This window comes from Shewanella sp. HL-SH4, from assembly GCF_051164845.1.
GTDB classification, from domain to species: Bacteria; Pseudomonadota; Gammaproteobacteria; order Enterobacterales; family Shewanellaceae; genus Shewanella; species Shewanella glacialimarina.
In genome coordinates this window covers 788,342-809,954 of the sequence record NZ_CP195037.1, presented here as the reverse complement: position 1 = coordinate 809,954, position 21,613 = coordinate 788,342, and the positions used below count along the sequence as shown (strand labels likewise).

General features: G+C 40.3%; 24 protein-coding genes and 1 tRNA gene. 19 read left to right on the top strand and 6 right to left on the bottom strand.

From position 1 onward, the window contains the following. Positions 1-142: 142 nt before the first annotated feature. The 3 genes from ACRWQL_RS04530 to ACRWQL_RS04520 all read left to right on the top strand — a co-directional run bounded on the left by ACRWQL_RS04530 (position 143) and on the right by ACRWQL_RS04520 (position 2,734). On the top strand, positions 143-1,282 hold the full coding sequence (locus ACRWQL_RS04530) for a flagellar assembly protein FlgT (RefSeq protein ID WP_434930192.1): 1,140 nt from the start codon (positions 143-145) through the stop codon (positions 1,280-1,282). Positions 1,283-1,423: 141 nt separating this feature from the next. Further along, a tRNA-Arg gene (locus tag ACRWQL_RS04525) sits at positions 1,424-1,499 on the top strand. A 743-nt stretch (positions 1,500-2,242) separates the two neighbouring features. Continuing rightward, positions 2,243-2,734: a DUF4468 domain-containing protein gene (locus tag ACRWQL_RS04520; protein ID WP_434952590.1), complete on the top strand. Its 492-nt coding sequence runs from the start codon at positions 2,243-2,245 to the stop codon at positions 2,732-2,734. Positions 2,735-2,976: 242 nt separating this feature from the next. Here the strand turns inward: ACRWQL_RS04520 and ACRWQL_RS04515 are convergent, their stop codons facing one another. The 5 genes from ACRWQL_RS04515 to ACRWQL_RS04495 form a co-directional block, all read right to left on the bottom strand. Then, positions 2,977-3,543, bottom strand: a complete 567-nt coding sequence (locus ACRWQL_RS04515; RefSeq protein ID WP_434952588.1) for a YagK/YfjJ domain-containing protein — start codon at positions 3,541-3,543, stop codon at positions 2,977-2,979. Between the two features lie 254 nt (positions 3,544-3,797). Continuing rightward, a complete protein-coding gene (locus tag ACRWQL_RS04510) occupies positions 3,798-4,193 on the bottom strand; it encodes a hypothetical protein (RefSeq protein WP_434952586.1) in 396 nt (131 codons plus the stop codon). A gap of 148 nt (positions 4,194-4,341) precedes the next feature. Beyond that, on the bottom strand, positions 4,342-4,536 hold the full coding sequence (locus ACRWQL_RS04505; RefSeq protein WP_434952584.1) for a helix-turn-helix domain-containing protein: 195 nt from the start codon (positions 4,534-4,536) through the stop codon (positions 4,342-4,344). Between the two features lie 338 nt (positions 4,537-4,874). Beyond that, on the bottom strand, positions 4,875-5,228 hold the full coding sequence (locus ACRWQL_RS04500) for a hypothetical protein (protein ID WP_434952582.1): 354 nt from the start codon (positions 5,226-5,228) through the stop codon (positions 4,875-4,877). A gap of 1 nt (position 5,229) precedes the next feature. Continuing rightward, positions 5,230-6,507, bottom strand: coding sequence for a tyrosine-type recombinase/integrase (locus tag ACRWQL_RS04495; RefSeq protein ID WP_434952580.1), 1,278 nt, complete (start codon positions 6,505-6,507; stop codon positions 5,230-5,232). A gap of 537 nt (positions 6,508-7,044) precedes the next feature. Here ACRWQL_RS04495 and ACRWQL_RS04490 point away from each other — a divergent pair. The 4 genes from ACRWQL_RS04490 to ACRWQL_RS04475 all read left to right on the top strand — a co-directional run bounded on the left by ACRWQL_RS04490 (position 7,045) and on the right by ACRWQL_RS04475 (position 10,838). Then, a complete protein-coding gene (locus tag ACRWQL_RS04490) occupies positions 7,045-7,851 on the top strand; it encodes an alpha/beta fold hydrolase (RefSeq protein ID WP_434952578.1) in 807 nt (268 codons plus the stop codon). A gap of 38 nt (positions 7,852-7,889) precedes the next feature. Continuing rightward, on the top strand, positions 7,890-8,771 hold the full coding sequence (locus ACRWQL_RS04485) for a sensor domain-containing diguanylate cyclase (protein ID WP_434952576.1): 882 nt from the start codon (positions 7,890-7,892) through the stop codon (positions 8,769-8,771). Positions 8,772-9,285: 514 nt separating this feature from the next. Next, positions 9,286-10,584 carry a motility associated factor glycosyltransferase family protein gene (locus ACRWQL_RS04480; RefSeq protein ID WP_434952574.1) on the top strand — a complete coding sequence of 433 codons (1,299 nt, stop codon included), beginning with the start codon at positions 9,286-9,288 and terminating at the stop codon, positions 10,582-10,584. Then, positions 10,581-10,838, top strand: coding sequence for a hypothetical protein (locus ACRWQL_RS04475; RefSeq protein WP_434952572.1), 258 nt, complete (start codon positions 10,581-10,583; stop codon positions 10,836-10,838). The genes ACRWQL_RS04480 and ACRWQL_RS04475 overlap by 4 nt, the downstream gene beginning before the upstream one ends. A 17-nt stretch (positions 10,839-10,855) precedes the next feature. Here the strand turns inward: ACRWQL_RS04475 and ACRWQL_RS04470 are convergent, their stop codons facing one another. Further along, the gene (locus ACRWQL_RS04470) at positions 10,856-11,878 is read right to left on the bottom strand and encodes a ketoacyl-ACP synthase III (protein ID WP_434952570.1); all 1,023 of its coding nucleotides are present in this window, start codon (positions 11,876-11,878) and stop codon (positions 10,856-10,858) included. A gap of 132 nt (positions 11,879-12,010) precedes the next feature. Between ACRWQL_RS04470 and ACRWQL_RS04465 the strand changes: the two genes are divergently transcribed. The 12 genes from ACRWQL_RS04465 (at position 12,011) to ACRWQL_RS04410 (ending at position 21,610) form a co-directional block, all read left to right on the top strand. Further along, on the top strand, positions 12,011-13,099 hold the full coding sequence (locus ACRWQL_RS04465) for a 3-oxoacyl-ACP synthase III family protein (RefSeq protein ID WP_434952568.1): 1,089 nt from the start codon (positions 12,011-12,013) through the stop codon (positions 13,097-13,099). Between the two features lie 5 nt (positions 13,100-13,104). Continuing rightward, positions 13,105-13,857 carry an SDR family NAD(P)-dependent oxidoreductase gene (locus ACRWQL_RS04460; protein ID WP_434952566.1) on the top strand — a complete coding sequence of 251 codons (753 nt, stop codon included), beginning with the start codon at positions 13,105-13,107 and terminating at the stop codon, positions 13,855-13,857. Next, positions 13,847-14,902 carry a PseG/SpsG family protein gene (locus ACRWQL_RS04455; RefSeq protein WP_434952564.1) on the top strand — a complete coding sequence of 352 codons (1,056 nt, stop codon included), beginning with the start codon at positions 13,847-13,849 and terminating at the stop codon, positions 14,900-14,902. The genes ACRWQL_RS04460 and ACRWQL_RS04455 overlap by 11 nt, the downstream gene beginning before the upstream one ends. Then, complete coding sequence (locus tag ACRWQL_RS04450) at positions 14,902-16,011, top strand: aromatic ring-hydroxylating oxygenase subunit alpha (protein WP_434952562.1); 1,110 nt, start codon at positions 14,902-14,904, stop codon at positions 16,009-16,011. Before ACRWQL_RS04455 ends, ACRWQL_RS04450 begins: the two co-directional genes overlap by 1 nt. 2 nt (positions 16,012-16,013) lie before the next feature. After that, positions 16,014-17,090 (top strand): pseudaminic acid synthase, encoded by a 1,077-nt coding sequence (gene pseI / locus ACRWQL_RS04445; protein WP_434930172.1) that lies wholly within the window; start codon positions 16,014-16,016, stop codon positions 17,088-17,090. Next, the gene (locus ACRWQL_RS04440) at positions 17,091-17,828 is read left to right on the top strand and encodes a cytidylyltransferase domain-containing protein (protein WP_434952560.1); all 738 of its coding nucleotides are present in this window, start codon (positions 17,091-17,093) and stop codon (positions 17,826-17,828) included. A gap of 81 nt (positions 17,829-17,909) precedes the next feature. Then, the gene (locus ACRWQL_RS04435) at positions 17,910-18,143 is read left to right on the top strand and encodes an acyl carrier protein (RefSeq protein WP_226410496.1); all 234 of its coding nucleotides are present in this window, start codon (positions 17,910-17,912) and stop codon (positions 18,141-18,143) included. A 19-nt stretch (positions 18,144-18,162) separates the two neighbouring features. Next, complete coding sequence (locus ACRWQL_RS04430; RefSeq protein WP_434930169.1) at positions 18,163-18,924, top strand: SDR family NAD(P)-dependent oxidoreductase; 762 nt, start codon at positions 18,163-18,165, stop codon at positions 18,922-18,924. 10 nt (positions 18,925-18,934) lie between these two features. Beyond that, positions 18,935-19,501 carry a UDP-4-amino-4,6-dideoxy-N-acetyl-beta-L-altrosamine N-acetyltransferase gene (gene pseH / locus ACRWQL_RS04425; protein ID WP_434952558.1) on the top strand — a complete coding sequence of 189 codons (567 nt, stop codon included), beginning with the start codon at positions 18,935-18,937 and terminating at the stop codon, positions 19,499-19,501. Next, a complete protein-coding gene (locus ACRWQL_RS04420; RefSeq protein WP_188923647.1) occupies positions 19,498-19,743 on the top strand; it encodes a phosphopantetheine-binding protein in 246 nt (81 codons plus the stop codon). The genes pseH and ACRWQL_RS04420 overlap by 4 nt, the downstream gene beginning before the upstream one ends. After that, positions 19,743-20,888 carry an AMP-binding protein gene (locus ACRWQL_RS04415; protein WP_434952556.1) on the top strand — a complete coding sequence of 382 codons (1,146 nt, stop codon included), beginning with the start codon at positions 19,743-19,745 and terminating at the stop codon, positions 20,886-20,888. The genes ACRWQL_RS04420 and ACRWQL_RS04415 overlap by 1 nt, the downstream gene beginning before the upstream one ends. After that, positions 20,885-21,610, top strand: coding sequence for an SDR family NAD(P)-dependent oxidoreductase (locus ACRWQL_RS04410; RefSeq protein WP_434952554.1), 726 nt, complete (start codon positions 20,885-20,887; stop codon positions 21,608-21,610). The genes ACRWQL_RS04415 and ACRWQL_RS04410 overlap by 4 nt, the downstream gene beginning before the upstream one ends. The last annotated feature ends 3 nt before the right edge of the window (positions 21,611-21,613 follow it).

Below are 21,613 nucleotides of genomic sequence, written 5' to 3'. Positions count from 1 at the left end.
AACTCACGACAGCGCTATTTCAGCGATGTAACGTGTTGTTTTGTAGTACAAGTGACAGATATCTGACGCAGGGTGAAATATGGTACATGCATTAAATAATAAGTTAACACAATACTCGTGGCCTAAATGGTGTCGGGCCTTGATGTTATTGCCTGTTTTATTGAGTCCTTATTCAATTGCAGAGCAAATTGAAGTGACAGGTACTGCCAAAATTGTGAATGGTAATATAGATAAAGCGCGCGAAGACGCCATTAACCAAGCATTGAATTACGCCAGCCTAAGGGGCGGGGTTAATTTTTCTAGCCAGCAGCAAATTACTCAAGGCTCGCTCACCCAGGATACCTTTTCAATGCAACGAATGGGCGCGGCCAATAATATTGAATTGCTCAGCGAGTTAGTCAGCAATGATATTATGACGGTTATTTTGTCGCTTAATATTGATGATGAAAGTGAAACAGAGCAGTGTCAGGCACAGTCCTTAAAGGCGGCTATTATGTTACCGCAGGCAGATATAGCGGACAGAACTCAGCTAAGTTATGGTCATTTATCCGATTTTAATAAAGCTTTTACGCTTCAATTTGGTAAAGCCATTAATCAACAATCAAGCGCAAGTTTCGCTAAGGTACACGCTGATGAACGCTTAGATACCGCCAACGAGCTGGTTAATTTCAAAGGCTATAGCATCCCTAGTTGGCTTGGTGAAATCACCGACAGCCAATATATATTGAAATCTTACATTACTGATATGTCGACAGAGCCTTACACCAGCAGTTTTATGGGCTTTGTTGATGAAGTCCCCTCACGTCAATTTAGCTATGAACTAACCCTATATCATGGCATCAGCGGTGAAGAGGTGTGGTCACAAACATTTGCTACCACAGCCCCCTGGGAGTTTGAACGTCAAGAAACCGTAATGCCAAACAGCCAGCGTTTTTGGTCTTCATCCTATGGTCAAGCAATCACAAGCCAGCTGCAATTAAGTGTTATGTCACTTGATAACGCACTCAAGTGTCGCCCGTTGCTAGGGCAAATTATCGCTAGGCAAGGGGATCGAGTTATTATCAATTTAGGCCGTAAAAATGGCGTTAAACTGGGTGATAAATTTCAGTTGGTTTTGCAAAAAAATATTCCCGATCGTCTTAATATCATGCGCGCAGTTGTGACTAAAAACCGCACTGAAATAGTGATAGATCAAGTGAGTGAAGGCACAGCCACCGCGATGATTGAAAACGTTGATGCCGCCGATAACATTCAGGTTCACGATATAGCCATTAAACTCTAAGTGTTTAGGGTAAATAAGACAAAAGGTGAGCAACTTTTGTCTTATTTAAATCAGTTTAATAATTAAGCAATTAAATCCTAACGATTTTAATCGCCTATAAGCTCTTTTCATCAGGCTGAAAACCAGTATAATCAGTTTCGTCTTCCTATAGCTCAACAGGATAGAGCAGCCGCCTCCTAAGCGGCCGATCGGGGTTCGAGTCCCTGTGGGGAGACCAGCATTAAAATAAATCATTTTAAATCAGTGTTTTATATATCACTCCAGGAATTTAACCACCTATAAACCACCTTGAGAGTCATTAGAATAAATTTAGTGATTTATTTTGATATTGCTAATGGTGCTTAAACCTTGCTCTAACCTTGACTCGACCTAACCTAGACTTATCATAAAATTAGCTATCATTGTGAATTGCTTGCTTTACGTTATTTGTGTGTATTTCATAGTGAGTTCTTAGTGTTTAAATGGTTTTTACAGCCCCTAAAGATTGGCATTTGAGTTTGAATGTCTAGTTTTGTCAGCTTTTAGTTAAATAACCTCACCAATACCTCGCCATAACCTCACTTAAAAATCATTAATTGAAAATGAGCCTAAGTGCTATCTGGGTTAATATTTCGCAATTCATTTATGGTTTTATCTCAAGGGAAAATATAGCCAATTGAATTGGTTAGCTTTTGTTTAAAAAATTATTTACATAACGAGTTAATATCATTCTCGGTTATCTAAATTCTCGGTTTTATCTAGACAAAAGGGTGATTGATTCGGGTTAATTAAACTGGTAAGTTACTAAAATTATTAATTATTAATTATTAATTATTAATTATTAATTATTAATTATTAATGTGATGTGGATGTTGGGTTTTGGTGCGTTTCTTAGGGTGTTTATAGGAATTTTCGCTAAACGCTGTTAGGTGTTTCATCGTCATAATCAAATTTTGTATCAATAATCATAAAGGGAATAAAATGAAAAAATCTGCATTAACTATAGCTGCTTTGGCTGTATCACTTTCACTCGCAGGCTGTGCTACAACTGAATATAAAGCCGTTGAGGTTACATCAGTAGTGAATGTACCAAATCAAGATCAAAAAACTCTATTTAAAAAAACCAGACAATGGTTTTCTCAATATTTTGTGTCTGGTGAGTCTGTAGTTGACTATGAAGATCCTGAGTCAGGTACAATAATTGGTAATGGCATAGCCAACATTGGCTCAGATCCCTTTGGCATTATCCAATATAAAATCAAGTATAACGTTCGTATAGATACTAAAGATAATAAATTTAGGGCGCTTACAAAAATCATCGAGCACACAAATACTGATAACAAGAGTACTTATACTGTTAGTCATGTTTCAAAAGAACGTATTGCTGACGCTGAAAAGCAAGTTAACGAAATAGTAAAAGATATCGAATCTTACGTTACCAATAAAAAATTAGACAATAAAGCAAATTGGTAAAAACACCTAAAAAGCTGTTAAACAAGGATAAAAAATAGTTTGTTTTGCTCCTTCTTCGCTAATTTTAACCAACTACTTTTTGTCTGTTAACAGGGCGTTAGCTCAAACTCACTTATGTCCAAAAGTGAGTTAGTGAGAACTCAGTAGATCATTGTACGATCTGTTCAAGTCATCTCATCGGAAGTGTCAGATCGTGTATGAGCCATTACAGCTAAACTAATTATATTTATGTCAGCTAAGAATCAAGCCGCTTTTAGTTTGCTTGCACCATAGTCTTTGGTTTGATCTGGTCTGTATCCTTTCCCCCTAGATTTCGCTAAATAGCTTATCCGCTTCGACGCTTCCATAAAGCCTTGCTTGTTGCCACGCTTTACTAGGTAATAAGGTTTTTTGGGTACATGAGGGTGAATACCTGTTAGCCTTTCCCAAACATCAACGGCGGCACTTATAACAACGCTTGCCGCTGGTATTCTGTCAGCGTCAACCATAATGACAAAATGATAATGTTGGTTCTTCGATTTTTCTTGCTCCCTTACCCACAAATACCCTATCAGTAAGTCAGGGTAATGCCTTCTTAGCCTTTTAAATAATCGCCTCCTAAAAGTACTAATTTGTTTGTTGGTCTGTGAATAAGCAGCGGCATGGCAATCAATCCTAATCACAAAAATTCTATCAGTACGTGAAAGCATCGCTTCCATTTGGTTAAGCCCTGCAACCATTATTTTTCTGCACCAACCTAAATTACCATTTGGGATCTCTAGAATATAATCACCATACTTCAAATTGAGCTTTCTGGTTGAATAGCTCATTAAAACCTCTTACTGCTAAGAGGGAATTGCTTTAGATAATATTTAAACGGGTCACAAACCTTTAAATAGTATCTCGCTGATATGCAGCCTGCATGAAATGTCTTATTTTTCGAGGGGTCACAAACCTGCAAATTTAGGAGTGCGTGTTTAACGCTTGATTGATTGAGCATGACTAGGCTATCCTTGAAAAATGGTTAGCGGTCGTTCCGCCAAGATTGAGCCACTAACCATGTGTATGTCAGAAGGCTTTGAGTTTACTCCTCAGAGCCTTTTTGCTTTTCAAAGCTGTCATCATTTGCCGCCTTTTCATTTATTCGATTAATAAGCCAGTTAAGACCGCGCCACTTGATAGCCTTTTTTAGTTCTCGGTCAAGTCTTACCGTTTTCTTAGCGTAAAAATACGACTTTTCAGCCGCTATTTGCTCATCCCTGCAATGGTAATAACGGGCTATTTCGATTTTTGGAATAAACCAAGTCGTATCATTAGCTGATTGGTCGCATTCCCAAGGGATATAGGACTTTCTTAATTCGTCCATAACTCTACTTTGCTGCTCCCCAAAGCTAAAAAAACTGATTTGCTCTGCCGTTAATCGTTCACCATTTAGTAAACGTTTTAGTACCATTGATGTGCCGTATTTTCTATTGCTCATGATGTATCCTCGATTGTTGATTGACTTTAATATGTCGTTTGTTCCACTTGTTAAAGTGGTTTATAGGTGGCTAGATTTAACCTGATAAAATTAAAAGCAATTTATTCAGGTAGTTTGATGCCATGTGTTATCCCTATAAGAGATAAAACTAAGCGGTTTTGGTTTGGGTTCTGCTATCTAAGAAGTTGTTTAAGTCATTCAGTCTGTAACGCACTAAACGACCAACTTTTATGAAAGGGATTTGATAGCGCCCAGTAGAGCGCCATACCATCATGGTGCCCTCTGTAACGCCCAAATAAGCTGCTGCTTCGGAATTGTTTAGTAGGATTTTGTTGTCTTGCATATTATCACCAGTTAAGTTTGTTTAAAGCTGGGATATATAATGGCACTTTAATAAATGTTGAATAATTGCAAGAAAAGTCTAATAACTTAAATTGCATGCAACGGAATTAAATAGACTTATGTTGCACTTTCTCAAGTTGGGCTATAAGGAGATTTATTGTTTTAATATCCATCGATTTTAACTCGAGATAAGTTAAGTGATACCTTTTAGCAAAATTCTTTAATCTAAGTTGAAGGGTTTCTCTGGTAATTCCATTCTTAATTGCAGCTTGAATAACATTTGTAGCTTGAACATCTTTGAGTAAATCTAATATCTGGGAATTAGTTAGTTTTGTCGGTCTATGTTTTGCTTTTTTTCTTCATTTTTGGCAAGACTTCTACATCTAAAAATAATCCTTTTAAAATTAATGCAATTAACGCATTTCCTTCAATACTATTTTTACCCTTATAATCTTTTGCTTGATTGTCATCAATCCACTTTTTTATCTCGATAAATAATGAGGATGGATCGTTCGCAGCCTTTGAGCTTATTAGAAACAAAAGTCGGAATTCATCATCAGTGTACCCTTCAAGCATCTCTATTTCAGCATCACGTTGCAGCGTTCCAGCATCAGATTTTTCATAGTCTGCTAGTCTTTTTTCTTCTGTTCTCTGATCGGTGATGGGACGTTTCCACAAGTCATCTACATTCATACTAAAAACCCTCTAATAGCTTATTACGTTGTTCTGGTGTAAGTGCCTTTAACTGTTCTTTTAAGATGTCTATCGTTGCTGGTGGCTCATTTCTGATATGTTCAAGACCAGCACGAACCTGACTTAAATCATGATGAGCATAAGTGCGCTGTGTAATCGCTATTGAGCTATGACCAAGTGCCTTTTGAATTATTGCTAACTCAATGCCTGCTCTCGCCATTCTGGTGGCGGTAGAACGCCTTAAATCATGAAAGGTGAGGCGTTGTGCTTTGTTGTCGGAATATAGCCCTGCACGCTTTGTTACGCGTCTCCAAAACGAACCTTGCCCCGTTTTCTCTGTCACATAACCTAATTTGCTGCGCTTGTTTGGAAAAACAAACTTCTCGCCTTGTTCCGCTTGGCTGCTTCTTCTTTGTAGTATTTGCATAGCTTCTGGAATTAACGGAACGACTAAGCCTTTTTTTGATTTAGCTTTGCTTGCAGGTATTGCCCATATACGTTGCTGTGGGTCAACTTCTTCCCATTGCATAGATAGAACACAATTCTTTCGCTGACCAGTCATCAAAGCGATTAACACAATGTCTTTGTATATCTCTGGTTCATCATCAAGTGCCACCAGCAATCTAGTTTCTTCATCTGCTGTTAGGACTCGCTCTCTTGGTTGTTCTGCAAATTTTTTGGCAACAGCAAAGTGATTATCAGATATAAGACCTTCTTTTTTTGCGAAGTTAAAAATAGATTTGATTTGAGTTAAGCATTTATTACTGACGGCAGGGGTCTTTGCTGTTTTAAGGTCAGCAATGATTTTTCGCGCTTCATCGTTGGTTAGCTCTCGAACATCTTTCTTTTTGAATAGCGGGTTAGTGTGAAGCTTAAAGATTGACTCAGCATCTTCTAATGATTTTGGTCTACGTTCGCCAGCTTTAATTCTGACATTAAAATCAGCTTTATAGACCATGAATAGATCAGCAAAGGTGAAACTGCTTAGCCTACGGGCTTTCTTTGCAGCCTTTTGGGTATTAGGGTTTACGCCTTTTCGCATTAGCTCAAGGTTATCTAAAGCGGCAGTGCGCGCCTTTTCAACGGTCATTGATTCGAAGCTACCAAGGCTTACTGTGACCTTCTTACCTTCAAACTTTTTAATCAGCTTAAAAAATTGACCACCTTTTGAAGTGGTTTGAAAGCATAATTCTTTTATTTCGGAATCACTGCACCATACCGCAACACCTTTGTTTATAAGGGCTTCAATGCTTTTCTTAGTAAATTTTACTCGTTCCATTTAACCACCCCATAAACCACCTATAGACCACCCGAGAGATAAATAAAGGGTCATTTTGGTAGATATTCATTAAGGTTATCATAGCACCTGAAGCGGCTTAAAGTCTTGCTGTATATAGATTTAGTAAGGTTTGTTAAGATAGGTCTATTAGTTAGGCTTATCCCCTGTGGGGAGACCATATAAAAATTCAAGCTGTCCTTTTCTGTTATAATCTCTGCTATTTTCTGCCAAACCCGCCTATTTAAAATTATGTGATAATTTACTAGGTAAATGTGTTGTCGTAATACCTCGCTCAGTCCAAAAACTTCAATACTTCAAGGTGTATAGCGACTGGTTTTTATTGTATTTTAAAGTGCTATTTACATTGCTGATAACGTGATCTGACTGACTTACATCAGCGGAAAATATCGGCGATGCAGAACATGAAATGGATAATTTTGAATGGTTTACTTAACTTAGCTATGGCTAAATTACATTGACCATGGCAAAGTCAGCAGGCGCTCATTATTGGTGACCTGATAAAAAGGACGACAAAGTATGCTAAATGCAGATGATGTATTGATTAGAAATAATGTTAAGTTAATCGGTAAGGGCAGTAAAACGCTGTTTCTTGCTCATGGTTTTGGATGTGACCAAAACATGTGGCGCTTTTTAATCCCTGAACTGGCAAAGCATTTCAAAATTGTTTTGTTTGATTATGTTGGTTCGGGTGCTTCTGATATTTCTCAATACAGCAAAAAACGCTATAGCCAACTTGAAGGATATGCTGAAGATATTATTGAGATTTGTGAAGCGTTAAAGCTCACTGATGCTATTTTTGTAGGTCATTCGGTCAGTAGTATTATTGGTGCAATAGCTGCAATTGAGAAACCGACGTTGTTTTCGAACTTGATCATGGTTTGCCCTTCACCGTGTTTTTTAAATTTTCCTCCAGAATACCTGGGTGGCTTTGAAAAAGAAGATCTTGAAGAATTATTGAACCTAATGGATAAAAACTATATTGGCTGGGCTAACTATTTAGCACCATTAGTCATGGGAACCAATAACTCTGATGATCTGATTGGCGAGTTATCTGGCAGTTTTTGTTCTACTGATCCTGTTATTGCCAAAAACTTTGCAGAAGCGACTTTTTTATCTGATTATCGTTATCTTTTAAAAGAGATTAAGCAACCGTCATTAATTTTACAAAGTGAGAACGACGCGCTGGCATCAACCTCAATTGGTGAGTTTATTGCCAGTGAAATAGCCCATAGCCAGCTTAAAGTTATTCCAGCCGATGGCCACTGCCTGCACATGACACATCCTGATGCTATTATTAAATCGATAATAGAATATGCGAATTAACTACCTTGAAAACACTTAAGTTGGAGGGGGATACCTCGATGGGTTTCTCTCCGGATAGTTTCCCGTGTGGGGTGCTAGTGACTGACCCCTCAAGAATGATTACCTATGTAAATTCATATTTTACCAGTGAGCTAATGTGGCCGCCCGGTGAACTTATTGGTAAAAGTGCTGATGTTATATTTACTCAGTCTTCTCGAATATTTTTTCAAAGTTATTTAATTCCAACACTGTTACATGAAAAGATTTGCGAAGAAATGCAGCTGATTATATTCAATGCCTCTGGAGTGCGTATTCCGATAACGGTGAACGCACGTTTAAGTGAAGATGGCTGTATATATTGGAGTTTTTTTAATGCATCTAAACGAGACCAGCTCTATGAAGAATTAATCAAAACGAGAGAAACATTAGAGGATCAGGCCGAAAAGTTGAAGTTGCTGGCATCTACAGACGAGTTAACCGGTTTACTCAATCGAAGGGAAATGAAATATCGAAGCACTTTAGCCCTTGAACAAGCTGCAAGGTCTAAGCAATCGGTAGGTTTGTTAGTACTCGATATTGACCATTTTAAAAAAATTAATGATACCTTTGGCCATTTAGAAGGTGACCGAGTGTTGAAGGAGCTAGGCGGATTATTGAAGGGGTTTTGTCGTCAAACAGATTTCGTCTCTCGATTTGGCGGAGAAGAGTTTTTGATCATGTTACCGGATACCAATAAAAGTGATACTGAATTATTTTGCCAGCGGCTGCATAAGTTAATTGCTCAAATTAAAGTGGGTGACAATGCATTAACCGTCAGTATAGGGGTGAGTATTAGCGCAAAAGATATATCATTTACAGGTTTATTTACTCAGGCTGATAATGCTATGTATCAAGCTAAAACACTTGGCAGAAATAGAACCGAATTGTATTTGAATGCTTAAGTCTAGTTATAAATCTTATCGCCACGATTAAGGTTTTACTATTAAATATGGATGCTTATTTGGCTTGTATTAAGATTAATATTTACAGCAATATCTACCGCGATCAAGCTGCCCTTTTAACGCTGCGACTTATTATCAATTCATTAAATTGCTCCGCCAGACCATACTCTTCACTGTCGATAAAATTAAGTTAAAATTGACAATGTATTTCATCGAGCAGTATAACCGCTAAATTTATAGCTTATATTAGCGTCTATTTTCGTGGCTCACACCCTTGTTTGGTTAAAGTAATTTGTTATGCCATAATTACTTAGCGTTAAAATTATGCTGTGGTTGTATTGTTATCGACGAACTATTTTGACACCTGTCGGATAATTTTATAAACGAGATTAGCGAGTTACTGTTTTGAGAAATAGTATCTAGCTAACTTTGATTAATCTTGTAATAGGCTAACTTCAAGCATCTGATTTGTTAGTGACTTTTACTTTAAAGTAATACATCGAGGGCAGTGTCAATGACTGATCTTTTTGCTAAGAATGTTGATATCATCAGCCAGCGTTGGCCGATCCTTGCGTCGGCACTTAAATTTGAATCTATCGATCATTTTGATGCTCAGCTTGTGGAGGGGAATAATCAAACTATTAGTGTTGACGGTATTCAGCTTAGTAGCCGCCATAACCGAATAGCTGAAGCTAAGTTACTGATTAACCAATTGCCTTTAGTTTGCGACAAGGTGACTGTTTACGGCATTGGGATGGGAGATGTGATGAGTTTGTTGATTGATAACAAACAATTACAATCAATCGAAGTGGTACCACTCAATTTGTCATTACTAGCATTGCTGTTGAGCTTTACTGACCAAAGTGAATGGTTAAGCGACCCTCGAGTTAAGGTTGCTTATCAAGCTCATCAGCATAAAATAAACCTGCCAAATATAGCTATCACGGCTGATTTGCTACTCGCTAATAATGAAAATGCCATTTTACGCGATCACATAGTACTGGAAAATAATCGTGCTTATGTGAATCGTCAGCATCAACCCGCTAACCCTGAAGTACAGAAGCGTCTAAATGAAAATGCACAGGCGATAGCAAATGACCCTGACGCATCGACATTAATTCTTCCCCACGGGCAATACAAAGCGCATTTGATTGGTTCAGGCCCCACTTTAGAGAATCATTACGATTATTTACGCGCACAGCGTAAGCTGCCAATTGGCCAGCGATCACTAATGATTGCAGTGGATACTGCACTGAAGGCACTCATTCATGAAAATATTATTCCTGATATTGTGGTGTCAATAGACAATAAAATTACCCCTGCGCATTTTCCTGACACAATTCCGTCGTCGATTACGCTGGTTTATTTCCCCACCTTGTCATCATCAATACACGGGCAATGGCCAGGGCCAAAGTTTATTGCTTATTCCAAAAATCCTATTTATGACAAGCTAGATAAGCAGTATCCGAAGTTAAGACTATTTACCAATGGCAGTGTTATTCATCCTGCGATTGACCTAGCGGTATATCTTAAAATTAAGGAGATAACACTTTTTGGCTGTGATTTTAGCTACCCTGGCAATAAAACACATGCATTTTGGCATGATGGTGCCCTAGGGCCTTCCATAAATAATCAAAATCACCATTGGGTCATTAATGGACATGGCGAACGCGTGGCAACGGATCTGAATTTCAGGGGATATTTACGCAGTTTAGAGCACTATATCAGCGCTAAGCAGCATGTGAGATTTTATCAATCTAGCCTAGATGGAGCACGTATACACGGTGCTCAGTATAAGGATTTATCACTATGACATTATGTAGTCCAAATACCTTAATAGAGAAACTTATTGCCACGGCACATGCTTTAAGACTCGGCCATGAGGCTGAAGGGGCACAGCGCCTGCGGGAATGTTTAAATCACTTAGAACCTATGCTCGCTTTCCTTCCACATGCAAGCCAAATACTCGCGCTTATTCCAAGTATGTTGGCTGCTCAAGAACGTCATGACTGGCTAGGTTTAGCCGATTACTTAGAACACGAACTTCCAGTATTGCTTACAGTCTAGATGCGTTAAAATACGCGCTAATTTGATGTTTTTAAATCAATTACTTTACATACTTTGAGCGGTTGTAATGCAAAGGCAACTGTTCCCCAAGACCAACCTACGCCAAACCCCGACAAGAGTAATTTAGTCGGTTGACGCAGCAATTCATCTTGCAGACTTAAGCACAACGCTAAGGGTATTGATGCCGAGCTAGTGTTGCCTATGTCCCCCATTGAGATAATCAATTGCTGCTGAGTTATGCCTATTTTGTCACCTAAGCGTTTTAGCATCATTTCATTTGCTTGGTGCATTACGCAGTAGTCTATATCGTCTACTTGCCAGCCTTTATGGGTTAAACAAGCATTAACTGAGGCGGGTATTTCTCTTAGGGTGAATACAAATACCTGCATACCATCCATAAATAATTCTGGGGCGCGATTTGGCGTTCTAGCACCCCCATTTGGTTGAATAAGATAAGGTGCGCCTGCACCGTCTGAGCCTAGTGAAAAGACCATCTCATCGCAGTTATCACGCTTCTCAATAGCGATAGCACTGACTGCGTCACCAAATAATGATGATACGGCTCGGTTACTTTCGCTGTACTGATGACTGGTAGTATCACCTACAATTAATAACGCTTTACCTGTTGGTAGCCCGCTGAGTAATTGCGATGTCTGCCACAATCCATAAATAAAACCTGAGCAACCTAAATTAACGTCAAAAGCGATAGTGCCTTTATTTAACCCCAGTTGATGTTGAAGCTGTATCGCATTGCCAGGTAATGGGTAGTCGGGAGTTTGAGTCACAAAAATAATCAGCGATATTTCATCGCGATCCCAAGCTAACTCGCTTAATAACGATTCGCATGCGATTAGCCCTAGATCTAATACCGTCTGTTCTGGTGGTGTTACACGTCTTGAATGAATACCTGTAGAGGCAACAATTCGTGCCATTTCTTGGCTAGCAACCTCAGAAGACTTATCAATATTTTCACAAACTAATTCAGGTAAGACACAGACAATGCCAGCAATTGAAATCTTGTTAACAGTAGTAATGGTCATTTCTTATCCCTGATTTTTTCACTATATAGAAAAGGTTAGTGCAAATTTGACGCAAGCATGACACTTTCAAGCTATATTATTCAATGTTATAGTTAAAACCAACATTATTCGTTTATTTCAACAGGGTTATCTATGAAAGCTGTGATAAAGTCAGTCAAAATTGCAGGTATGCAAGCCGCTGTTCCTCCCCATAGACATTCATATGTTGAAACACCAGATATTTTCACTCAGGAGGAGGCGGATAAAATTTATGCCAGCACAGGCATACATAGTCGCCGAATCCTGCCAAAACATCTATGTGCATCGGACATGTGTATTGCGGCTGCTGAAACCTTATTAAAGCGCCTTAATTGGGCACCAGAGTCTGTTGATGTATTGATTTATGTCTCACAGGATTCTGATTATGCACTCCCAGCCACAGCATGTTTAATGCAACACAGACTTGGTTTGTCTCAGGATGCTGCATGTCTTGATGTGAGTTTAGGCTGTTCGGGTTTTGTTTATGCCACCTGGATGGCGAGTCAAATGCTTAATGGCTCTGATGGTCAACGGGCGTTAGTGCTATGTGGCGACACTTCTAGTCGTCATCTTTTGCCTGATGATCGCGGTACTCTTCCTCTTTTTGGCGATGCGGGCGTAGCAACAGCATTACAATTTGATGAGAATTGGACTGACTCCTACGCTGTTTTTGGCACCGACGGCACTGGCGGGCAGCATATTGCAGTAAAAGCGGGTGGGCGACGAAACCCCACCATGCCAGAACTTGAAGCCAGAAGTAGTGAAGAAGAACAAAAGCTATATAAAGAGTCTCGACTTTATTTAAATGGCGCTGCGGTATTCTCCTTTACGTTGAAAGTGGTGCCCAAGTTAATCAGAGAGTCGTTGGTTTTAGCTAATATTGAAGCAGACAGTTTAGATATGGTCGTTATGCATCAGGCTAATCAGTTTATTCTTGAACATTTGCGTAAAAAAGCCAAAATTCCAGCAGATAAATATCTCATCGACATGGCTGACTTTGGTAATACATCCAGCGCCTCTGTGCCGCTAGCTATTTGCCATAAGTTAGGTAATTTTTTCGAAACTGATACAAAAAAAGTCATGCTAGGCGGTTTTGGTGTTGGTTGGTCCTGGGGAGCCATTATTACCGATATTGGCCCAATACTGGCGCCACAAATTATAGAGATAAGTGATGATTTTGAGCCATTAACCTTGGTGCAATAACGATAATGAATTTAACCAATAAGTTATATGTTGTTACCGGTGCTGCGGCGGATTCAGACATTGGACTCGCTATTTGCAAAACGCTGGATGAATGTGGCGCAAAGCTCATTTTAGTTGGCCGGCGAGAAGCGGCGCTTATTGACACAAAACGTCAATTAACTCAACAACATCATCAAATAGCCCCTTTTGATTTGAGTCACCTTGAAGATATTCAATCTTGGGTAAAATCGCTTATCAACCAATATGGTGCAATAGACGGTTTAGTGCATAGCGCCAGCTATCAAGGCTATAGCCCACTAAGAACTATTTCACCTAAACAGATTAGCCAATATTTTGATGTTAATTTTTCAGCTGCTGTGATGTTAACAGCGGCTTTTTCTAAGGCGAAACATTTTAACTCTGGAGCCAGCTTTGTATTTATAGGTTCAGCAGCAGGTCAAAGAGGCCTAAAGGCTAGAACCCTATATGCAGCATCGAAGGCGGCACTATCATCTATGGTGCAATCAGCAGCCTTGGAGCTTGCCAGTAAAAAAATTAGAGTTAATTGTGTTGCACCAGCTGTGGTAAGTGGTGCAAAAGCTGAACTTCAATTTTCGACTTTAGGCGAACAGCAAAGCCAACTATTAATCGATGCCCATCCATTAGGGTTAAGTTCGCCGCAAGATGTGGCTAATAGTGTATATTTTCTGCTGAGTGGCTTAAGTGCTAATACAACAGGTATTACCTTAGCCGTTGATGGTGGTTTTCTTGCCGGTTAAACCACGGGTCGCATTTTACGGAAATAACTCCCATGGTATAGGCGCTGGACATATTATGCGTCTATATGCGCTTGCACAGGCAGCGCAGGTTTTTTTTGATATCACTTTTATTTATAAAACCTGTAGTTTGCCTTTACTCAATAAACTGCATCAGGCTAATTTCAACACGCTACAAATAGCAGCGCCATTATCGACAGATGAACTTTTACCACATGCGTTTACCGCCATTATTGTTGATGATTATGATCTGACAACAGATGAGTGGTTACAACTCAATCAACTTACTATTTTTATCGTTAAGCTAGATGATGCCTTAGACCATCAGCCTATTTGGGCGGACTTTGTCATTAATCCGGCCCCCAATGTCAGCCTTGAAGAGTACCGACAACGAGCGCCTAATGCGACTTTTTGCTTAGGGCCTCAATACACCTATTTACGTAAAGAGTTTGCTACTCAAGATTATATCCCAATAGCTGAGCGCCCAGATTTACTGATCGCCTTAGGGGGTACAGACCCAAAATCTTTTGCACTGCCGCTTTCAAAAGCCATTATTGATGCACTACCTGAAGCGCATGTCTGCTTGTTGATTGGTCAAGTTCATCAGCAACAGCGCGCTTTAGAGCAATTGGCTAAACAACATTCAAACTTCTCGATTATTTGTAACCCTACATCAGTTGCTCAAATAATGATGCAATCAGGGTTAGCCATATCCGCCGCAGGTGGCACATTGGGGGAGTTAGCAAGTCAGGGTGTCCCTACGTTAGCGTTAGTGACGGTTGATAATCAATTGCCCGCACTTGACTCACCGCTGAATAACAGTTGGTATTATGCTATCGATACGCGTGCTTTTGACTGTAACCAAGCTGATACTCAGATTAATAACGATTTAATGAGTAAAATCAAAGTCGATGCTGTAAACCTCTGGCATGATAAATGCTTGAGACAAGACATGAGTGACATTGCTCGTCAACTGATTGACAGCCAAGGCTGTCAACGAATAATTAAACAGTTGATTGTCAGCATACAACAAAAATCGGAACTTTAATGATAGCGACACAAGCCATTCACCCTACCCATTATTATGATCAGGCCACCTTTGAACTTGAGCGCGTAGAAGTGTTTGAGAAAAACTGGATATTTGTTGGCTTTAAAGATCAAGTGGCTAAAAATCATGATTTTATTACCCTTAAAGTGGGTAATACCCCAGTTGTGGTGCAAAATTTTAATGGTCAAGTTAGTGCATTGCTTAATATTTGTAGTCACAGAAGAGCACAGCTTCAAACGCAAACCCAGGGCAATAGGCCACTAGTATGTCCTTATCATTGTTGGAGTTATAAAAGCGATGGCGCATTGGCTGGCGTTCCACAAAATCGTACTGATTTTGGTTTAGATGAGGCTGCTAAAAAGGCGTTATCACTGAAAGAGTTTGCTTTAGAAAGTTGCGGAGAATTGCTCTTTGTTCGCGTCGCGAAAGCAGGCCCGTCACTTGAAGATTATCTTGGGCCGTATTATGCCATTTTAAGCCGTATTTCAGCTGAGTTTACCGATCCCGTTCAACAAGGTCATTATCAGTGGAATACCAATTGGAAAATCGCCTGTGAAACGGTACTAGAAGTTTATCATGTCGCCGGTGTCCACCCGGAAACGTTTGCAAAATTTGCCAAAGCAGAATGTGATATTGAGTTTTTTAATGGACACACAACAGGTAACACACCGCTACAAGATACTCCCAAAAAATGGTGGGCAGGGGCGAGAAAGCACCTAAAACTTGAGCAAAGCAGCGAGTTTACTGAATATAATCACTTCTTTATTTACCCTAATTTGGCAATTGGATTAACCAATGGCTCATTAATGTCGCTACAAACCTATGATCCGTTAACATCCACCCAATCGCAACTGAACTTTCAGCTACGAATGATAAAAAGACTGGATGGCAGTGCCACAAGTGATGCTGTAAAAGCGGTCATTAAAGCTAACTTTACCGAGTTTAATCATACCATTTTGGAAGAGGACCGATTAGTGGCTGAATCTTGCCAAGCGAATATGCCTGCTGTTAATACACCAGGCATATTGGGTAAATGTGAAGACAGGATCCGACATTTTCATGACGCCTGGCGTAGCGATATTAAACCGCAGTTAAGTTCGGGAGAATAAGTATGTTTGCTTCCACAATTAATATCGATGGCCGAGAAATAGGCCCACTGCATAAACCGTATGTTATTGCAGAATTATCAGGTAATCATAAAGGTAATTTGGATCAAGCCTTGGCGATGATTGATGCCGCAGCGGCAACAGGCGTTGACGCTATCAAAATTCAAACCTATAGCGCTGATACCATAACGCTTAACCATAATGGCCCAGAGTTTAGTATTGAAGGTGGCCTTTGGGCTGGTCGTACGCTATATGATCTTTATCAAGAGGCTCACACCCCATGGGCGTGGCATAAAGCGCTATTTGAACGAGCAAAACAAAATAATATTACGTTATTTTCATCTCCCTTTGACCTTAGCGCAATTGAACTGCTTGAATCCCTTGGTTGCCCAGCTTATAAAATTGCTTCTTTTGAAATTAACGATATTGGATTGATTAGCGCTGCAGCAAAAACCGGCAAGCCAATCATTATGTCAACCGGTCTTGCTACACTGGAAGAGATTGAAGAGGCTGTTGAAGCTGTTGCCTTAGCTGGTGGCACGCAGTTGGCATTACTGCATTGTATTAGCGGTTACCCAACGCCGATTGAAGATTGTAATTTACGCACTATTACCGATCTGTGTCAGCGGTTTGATTTTCCTATCGGCTTGAGTGATCACACCATTGAAAATACCGCATCTATTACCGCGGTAGCGCTTGGTGCAAGTGTTATTGAGAAGCATTTTACACTCGATAAAAGTGATGGTTCAGTAGATGCTGCATTTTCATTAGAACCTGATGAATTTGTTCAATTAAAACAACAAGCGGATAAAGTGCACAGTGCACTGGGCGTTGCTGGCTATGAAGTAAAACCCAGTGAAGCAGGTGGAAGAGATTTCAGGCGTTCCTTGTATATTGCGCAGGCGATTAAACAAGGCCAGAAGTTTACCGCTGACAATGTGCGATCAGTGAGACCCGCTCACGGGCTACACACGCGCTATTTACCTCAAATAATTGGCCAAATCGCTACCCAAGATATCGCCTTTGGCGAGCCGATGAAAGAAGCTTATCTGTCTTTTCCTTTACTTAAAAAGGAGAAATAAATGCGCGTCATTTGCATTACGCAAGCTCGCATGGGATCGAGCCGATTACCTGGCAAAGTGTTAGCGCCAATAAATGGCCGCCCTATGTTGGAATATCACATTGGCAGAGTTAAACAGTCAACACTGGTTGATATTCATATTATCGCCACCACTACTGAGTCGACAGATCAACCCATTGTTGACTATTGTGAAGCCAATCAGCAGCCGTATTTTTGTGGTGACGAACATGATGTACTCGATCGTTTTTATCACGCAGCATTAACGGCAGAGGCAACCGATGAGGATATTATTATCCGTCTCACGGGGGATTGCCCGCTTATCTGCCCCAGCCTTATTGATGAGGCAGTGAAACAACATCGTCAAGGGGACATATCACAGTACACACACATTAGCCTCGCGTATTTCCCCAGAGGGTTTGATGTGGAAGTATTTAGCATGGCAAGCCTGTCAAACGCCTATAAAGAGGCGACGACTCAGCCACAACGAGAACATGTGACCCTTTACCTTTACAGCAAACCCGATGCACATATTGTACCGATAGAAACCGGACAATTAGCCTGGGGGCAGTTTAGGCTTTGCGTTGATGAACAAGATGACCTTCATCTTGTTGAACAACTAATTGAGCATTTAGGCAATGACTGGCTTGAGGCGAGTCCTGACAAAATTTGCACTTTGCTGCTTAATGATCCGCAGCTTGCAAAGATAAATGCCCATGTGGCACAACGCACAGCACATTAACATAAACAAATACCTATTTTTGCCGATACACTATTAGCGGCACTGTAAATAAAAAAACACGATAAATTAGAGGTGAATAAGATGAACAGACAAGAATTTTTAAACAACTTAGAAGAGATATTAGAACTTGATGACAACACCTTAAAAGGTGATGAAGTATTGATGGAGCTTGAGCAGTGGGATTCATTAGCTTTTCTGAGCGTGATTGCGATGGCTGATGAGAATTTTGACATCATCATTCAAGGTGACAAATTAGAAGAGATCAACACAGTAGCGGATCTTATTGCACTGGTTGAAGAACATTTAACTGCATAATTAACTAGTCGGTACCGAGATGATCTTTAATCCTATGGATTTCAGCGGTAAACGAGTATTGATTACTGGCGCATCGGCAGGCATTGGCCGCGCATGCGCCGTGTTACTCGCTAAATTGGGCGCAACCTTGATACTCAATGGTCGCGACCAAGTCGCTCTTGAAAAGACAGCATCAAGCCTTGAAGGTAGTGGTCATGTTTGTGCGCCATTTGATATGGCTGATACCGATAAACTCTCTGACTGGGTAAAGTCATTAGTTAAAGAATACGGTTATATTGATGGGTTTGTTCATTGTGCGGGCATTCAAATAACCAAACCTATACGGGTATTTGACCAAGCATTTTTTAATGAAACTATGCATGTCAATTTAGCTAGCGCTATGGCTATAGCTAAAGGTTTCAGGCTCAAGCGTGATCGCTCTAAGCAAGGTGCGATTGTTTTTGTGTCCTCAATTGCGGGGCTTATAGGCCAAACAGGTAATACTGTTTATGGCGCAAGCAAAGCTGGTTTAATGTCGCTAACTCGAGGGTTATCGATGGAGTTGCTGCGGGATAATATTAGGGTTAATTGTGTTGCGCCTGCACTCGTTGAAACAGAGATGGCACAACGCACCCAAGACAGTATGACCGAAGCACAATATCAGCATATGCTTAACCAACACCCTATGGGATTAGGGCAGCCAGAAGATGTGGCCAATGCGGTAGCCTTTTTACTTAGCGACGCTGCTAAGTGGATAAACGCTGTCACACTGCCAGTTGAAGGCGGCTATTTAGCAAATTAAGAAGTAGATAATGGCGTTAAATTTTAAACGTGTAGATGTCAGTGATGCAGAGTTATTGCTCAAGTGGCGTACCGATCCAGAGATCACTAAACACATGTTCAGTGATCTTGAAGATCCATCATTAGACAAACAAAAAAACTGGATACAGTCACTTGAAAAAAATGACAACTATCGTGGTTATATGATCCAAGATGATGGTGTTTCAATTGGCTTTTTGTGTTTTACCGATATAGATAGACAACACCAACGCTGCAGTACGGGTTCTTATATTTATGAGCGTCAAGCGAGACTCAAATATGGTGTAACAATGCATACTTATATTTGTAACTATGTTTTTTACCAGCTAAAGCTCAACAAAATTGTAAACTATGTACTTGATGCAAATGAAAAAGTGGTCAAGCTACAGACATTGCATAAAACGCGTTTAGTTGGTCACCTAAAGCAACATATTTGTAAAAATGGCCAGCTACTGGATGTGCACATTTTTGAGCAGCTAAAAGAAGATTGGCTAACCCAAAAGCAACATTTTAGCTTAGATAAAATATCAGCCGCTTTTAATGATTGGAATAATATATGAGTAACTTAGCCGATATCATCCTCAATGAGACCCGTCAAATTATTGAAAATAAGGCCGAGGTCTGTCCTGAAATAACTGTCGAGTCAGAGTTTTTAGTCGACTTACCAATGGACTCTTTGGACTTAGCAACATTGATTGTGACTTTAGAATTAACAACCGGAATTGATCCCTTTCGTGATGGATTTAAGACGTTTCACAGCATTGCCGAACTGATAGCGCTTTATGAAGGTGCAGCAGTTTAATGTTTGTTATCGATGAGCAATTCTTATTAATTGAGCCGGGCTTACAGTGCTGTGGAATTGATTTTACTCCCAGTACTGACTGTAAAAGCAAAACGTTCATCGAGCTTAATGGCGCTGCTGACAACGCAACTAGCCCGCTGGTGTCGAAAATGATCCAGGCGATGGTTGATGCACAACAAGCTGATATTCCAGTTATTTTTAATCGAACTAATCAAGATATTGATGACAGCAATCTTCCAACAGGTTTCGCTATTGGACTATTAACATCGGGTACGACTGGGCAACCTAAGTTAGTTTTTCATCGGCTAAACAAATTGATGCCTAAAAATGCTAACAATACCGAAAAAGGGGCTAGCAGGTGGCTACTTTGTTATCACCCAATGAGCTTTGCTGGTTTACAAGTCATTTTGCAGGCTATTGTTAGTAAAGATACGTTGATTGCCGATGTTGATGCCAATCTTCAACGCAAAGCCGAGCTTGCGATAAAGCATAGTGTTAATGCCATTAGTGCGACTCCTTCAATGATGCGGGCGTTATTAATGAGCTGGCATACAAAATCACCACCATTGGCCGTTATTACTCTGGGCGGAGAAATAGCTGACCAGCGCACCTTAGATGCTATCAAGTTACAATGTCCTAAGGCTAAGGTGCGCCATATCTACGCAACCACTGAAGCTGGTGTGATATTTTCAGTTAAAGATGGATTAGCGGGCTTTCCTCGAACTTGGCTAAAACAAGAGTTTAATGGCTGGCAATTAACCGCTACGCATACATTACAATTAAACAGGCTTAACGAGTCTATCGACACCGGCGACTGTATTGCACTCACTGGTGACAGAGTATTATTTACCGGTCGAGAAGATAGTTTAGTGAATGTAGGTGGTGTTAAGGTTAATCTTGAAACCTTAGAGCAAAAAATTATTGCATTGGTTGGAATAACTGACGCAAGAGTCTACGCCAAAGCTAACCCTATTACAGGGGCACTTATCTGTGTAGAGTTATGTGCTGATGATCAATCTATTGCTAAAGAAGCACTTAAAGAACTTGCTGAACAATTAGAACCTGCGGCACGCCCTAGAATTATCACCTTTAGTGAGCAAATTAGTCTTTCTGCGACGGGTAAAAAACAGAGGTTGATTCAATGAAACACATTATGGTCACAGGCGGTAGTCGTGGACTGGGTTTAGGCACAGTTATTCACTTACTTAATCAAGGTTATAAGGTCTCTACCTGTAGTCGCAATAAAACGGCGGCGATCGAGGACCTAGTAAATAACAACGAACATGTTAAGTGGTTTCAATGTGAAGTCGGTAATGCAGAACAAACCGCTACATTTGTAAAATCAGCCTGTGAATGGGCAGAAGTACCACTTTGGGGGCTAATCAATAATGCCGGCATTGCAAAAGAGGGGGTGTTAGCCACCTTTCCTAATGTAGAATCTGATGCGTTATTGCAAGTGAATTTAAACGGTGCTTTGTACTTTGCCCGTGAGGTGCTAAGGGTATTCTTAAGGCAGAATAGTGCGGGGCGAATTATCAATATAAGCTCAATCATTGGTAGTCGAGGTTATACTGGTCTTGCTGCCTATTCTGCCTCAAAGGCGGGGTTAGATGGCTTAACCCGTGCGCTTGCCAGAGAGAATGGCCGCCGAAATATTACCGTTAATTCGATTGCTCCTGGTTATCTCGACACTGAGATGTCGTCGACACTTTCAGATAAAAAACGCGACCAAATTATCCGCCGTACACCTATGCATCGTTTGGGCACTGTTGCAGATATAACCCCTGCAATCAGTTTCTTGTTGTCCGATGACGCGGCATTTATTACTGGGCAGACGCTGACGATTGACGGCGGTATTACCAACTAGGAC

What these genes read in the sequence shown, in the direction of transcription:
- ACRWQL_RS04490 (WP_434952578.1), top strand. Translation starts at nt 7,045, where the DNA reads ATGCTAAATGCAGATGATGTATTGATTAGAAATAATGTTAAGTTAATC.
- ACRWQL_RS04530 (WP_434930192.1), top strand. Translation starts at nt 143, where the DNA reads ATGTTATTGCCTGTTTTATTGAGTCCTTATTCAATTGCAGAGCAAATT.
- ACRWQL_RS04435 (WP_226410496.1), top strand. Translation starts at nt 17,910, where the DNA reads ATGAACAGACAAGAATTTTTAAACAACTTAGAAGAGATATTAGAACTT.
- ACRWQL_RS04485 (WP_434952576.1), top strand. Translation starts at nt 7,890, where the DNA reads ATGGGTTTCTCTCCGGATAGTTTCCCGTGTGGGGTGCTAGTGACTGAC.
- pseI (WP_434930172.1), top strand. Translation starts at nt 16,014, where the DNA reads ATGTTTGCTTCCACAATTAATATCGATGGCCGAGAAATAGGCCCACTG.
- ACRWQL_RS04450 (WP_434952562.1), top strand. Translation starts at nt 14,902, where the DNA reads ATGATAGCGACACAAGCCATTCACCCTACCCATTATTATGATCAGGCC.
- ACRWQL_RS04510 (WP_434952586.1), bottom strand. Translation starts at nt 4,193, where the DNA reads ATGAGCAATAGAAAATACGGCACATCAATGGTACTAAAACGTTTACTA.
- ACRWQL_RS04465 (WP_434952568.1), top strand. Translation starts at nt 12,011, where the DNA reads ATGAAAGCTGTGATAAAGTCAGTCAAAATTGCAGGTATGCAAGCCGCT.
- ACRWQL_RS04420 (WP_188923647.1), top strand. Translation starts at nt 19,498, where the DNA reads ATGAGTAACTTAGCCGATATCATCCTCAATGAGACCCGTCAAATTATT.
- ACRWQL_RS04440 (WP_434952560.1), top strand. Translation starts at nt 17,091, where the DNA reads ATGCGCGTCATTTGCATTACGCAAGCTCGCATGGGATCGAGCCGATTA.
- ACRWQL_RS04430 (WP_434930169.1), top strand. Translation starts at nt 18,163, where the DNA reads ATGATCTTTAATCCTATGGATTTCAGCGGTAAACGAGTATTGATTACT.
- ACRWQL_RS04480 (WP_434952574.1), top strand. Translation starts at nt 9,286, where the DNA reads ATGACTGATCTTTTTGCTAAGAATGTTGATATCATCAGCCAGCGTTGG.
- ACRWQL_RS04520 (WP_434952590.1), top strand. Translation starts at nt 2,243, where the DNA reads ATGAAAAAATCTGCATTAACTATAGCTGCTTTGGCTGTATCACTTTCA.
- ACRWQL_RS04515 (WP_434952588.1), bottom strand. Translation starts at nt 3,543, where the DNA reads ATGAGCTATTCAACCAGAAAGCTCAATTTGAAGTATGGTGATTATATT.
- ACRWQL_RS04475 (WP_434952572.1), top strand. Translation starts at nt 10,581, where the DNA reads ATGACATTATGTAGTCCAAATACCTTAATAGAGAAACTTATTGCCACG.
- ACRWQL_RS04470 (WP_434952570.1), bottom strand. Translation starts at nt 11,878, where the DNA reads ATGACCATTACTACTGTTAACAAGATTTCAATTGCTGGCATTGTCTGT.
- pseH (WP_434952558.1), top strand. Translation starts at nt 18,935, where the DNA reads ATGGCGTTAAATTTTAAACGTGTAGATGTCAGTGATGCAGAGTTATTG.
- ACRWQL_RS04415 (WP_434952556.1), top strand. Translation starts at nt 19,743, where the DNA reads ATGTTTGTTATCGATGAGCAATTCTTATTAATTGAGCCGGGCTTACAG.
- ACRWQL_RS04500 (WP_434952582.1), bottom strand. Translation starts at nt 5,228, where the DNA reads ATGAATGTAGATGACTTGTGGAAACGTCCCATCACCGATCAGAGAACA.
- ACRWQL_RS04505 (WP_434952584.1), bottom strand. Translation starts at nt 4,536, where the DNA reads ATGCAAGACAACAAAATCCTACTAAACAATTCCGAAGCAGCAGCTTAT.
- ACRWQL_RS04410 (WP_434952554.1), top strand. Translation starts at nt 20,885, where the DNA reads ATGAAACACATTATGGTCACAGGCGGTAGTCGTGGACTGGGTTTAGGC.
- ACRWQL_RS04460 (WP_434952566.1), top strand. Translation starts at nt 13,105, where the DNA reads ATGAATTTAACCAATAAGTTATATGTTGTTACCGGTGCTGCGGCGGAT.
- ACRWQL_RS04495 (WP_434952580.1), bottom strand. Translation starts at nt 6,507, where the DNA reads ATGGAACGAGTAAAATTTACTAAGAAAAGCATTGAAGCCCTTATAAAC.